The sequence below is a fragment of the Arthrobacter sp. SO3 genome (assembly GCF_020532825.1).
In the GTDB taxonomy this organism is placed as follows: domain Bacteria; phylum Actinomycetota; class Actinomycetes; order Actinomycetales; family Micrococcaceae; genus Arthrobacter.
The window spans coordinates 1-1,684 of the sequence record NZ_MQTS01000184.1; the positions used below are offsets into that span (position 1 = coordinate 1).

At 63.8% G+C, this 1,684-nt stretch carries 1 protein-coding gene; it reads right to left on the reverse strand.

Going from position 1 to position 1,684, the window contains the following annotated elements; genetic code table 11:
• Nucleotides 1-34: 34 nt before the first annotated feature.
• Nucleotides 35-1,276 carry an IS110 family transposase gene (locus tag BJQ90_RS17220; protein WP_226761433.1) on the reverse strand — a complete coding sequence of 414 codons (1,242 nt, stop codon included), beginning with the start codon at nucleotides 1,274-1,276 and terminating at the stop codon, nucleotides 35-37.
• Nucleotides 1,277-1,684: the final 408 nt, after the last annotated feature.

Here is a 1,684-nt window from a genome sequence, read left to right on the forward strand (position 1 = left end):
CGTCCTAACGTGAAAATAGGGTGTCCCCGCGGTCTCAGCCGGTGTGGGTGAGAGGTTCCAAGGTGACGGTGTAGCCGAGTTCCTCGAGTTGTTTCACGGCCCGTGCCCGGGTGCGGGCCGGTTGGCGTTTGGCGAAGTAGTCCGGCCCGGGGTCCCGGTATACCTCGCCGGTGGTGAGCAGGTGCCAGACCACGGTGAGGATGGAGTGCTCGACGGCGACGAGGGCCTTCATCGGTCCCCTGCGGGATTTGATGCGCCGGTATTTGGCGCCGAAGTATGTTGTCTGTGAGCGGGAGACCGCCATGGCCGCGGTGCCCAGTGCGCGTTTGAGGTACCGGTTCCCGGGTCTGGTTTTGGTTGACTTGACCCGCCCGGCGGATTCGTTGGCACCGGGAGCGGTCCCGCCCCAGGATGCGAGGTGCCCGGGGGTGGCAAAGACGGACATGTCCGCCCCGGTTTCGGCGATGATGACATCGGCGACCAGGCCGGAGACACCGGGGATGCTGGCCAGGAGTTCACGGGCGCCCTGAAAAGGGGCCATCAGCTCCTCAACCCGGTCATCAACGCGTTTGAGATCCTTGGTGTGGGCGTCGATCCGGTCCAGGAAAAGCCGGGCCATGAAGGCGTGGTGGTCATTGAAGCGGCCGGTCAGTGCTTCGATCAGTGCCGGTATCTTCGGGCGCATCCTTGTCTTCGCCAGGTCAGCGAGGACCCGCGGATCGTCCTGACCGCTGATCAGTGCCTCGAGCATGGCCCGCCCCGATGCCCCGGTGATGTCCGTGGCGACGGAGGAGAGCTTGATCCCGGAGTCCTCCAGCATCTTCTCCAGCCGCTGGATCTCGCGGGAGCGTTCATCAGTGATCGCGGTTCTGGTCCGGGTCAGGTCCCGGATCCGGCGGATATCGGCCGGCGGAACGAAACAGCCCCGGACCAGACCGTAGGCGCCGAGCTGCGCCAGCCAGGCAGCATCGGAAACGTCGGTCTTACGTCCGGGCAGATTCCGGGCATCCCGTGCATTGACCAGCTCCACGGTGAGCCCGGCGTCCTCGAGCAGGAAGTAGAACTGGCGCCAGTAATCACTCGTGGCCTCGATAATGACCAGTTGGACGTGTTCGGCGAGCAGATACTGCGCCAGTTCACGGACCTGGTTCGTCATTGCTGTCCACGTCGTGGTCTCCACGGATACTCTTCCGCCGGGTCCGGTGACCCGCACGCAGACCTTCGCGTCACGTTTGGAGACATCCAGTCCCGCGCACCGTTGACAGAGCACATCCATCCCACTCGCCTTCTCCCGTACCGCTATCGGATTCGTGGCGTGTCCCGGAACGGAGGGCAAAAGATGCAGAAATCTAACGTTCGTGCTCAAGGCAACAGTCCACGGTCCCCGCGGAAAAGGGCCCTCCACCACCAAGCTAATACACAGGCTCACAGGCACCAGGGAGTGATCAGGGTCGGATCCGGAACACCCCTCCAGTATCGTCCCGGCCACCGGACCGCCGGAAGAGGGACCTGCCGGACTCCAAGCCGCGGCAGCGCGGCTATTTCCCCCTCCCCGGAGGGGCGCGGCAGCGGCCCTGAAAAGCTAACGTGAAAGTAATGGGGGTCAGGCTGCGGTAGCCGGGGTGATGGTGACGTCGAAACCGAGGCTGTTGAGCTTTTTGATGGCGCTGTTTTTGGCTTTGAT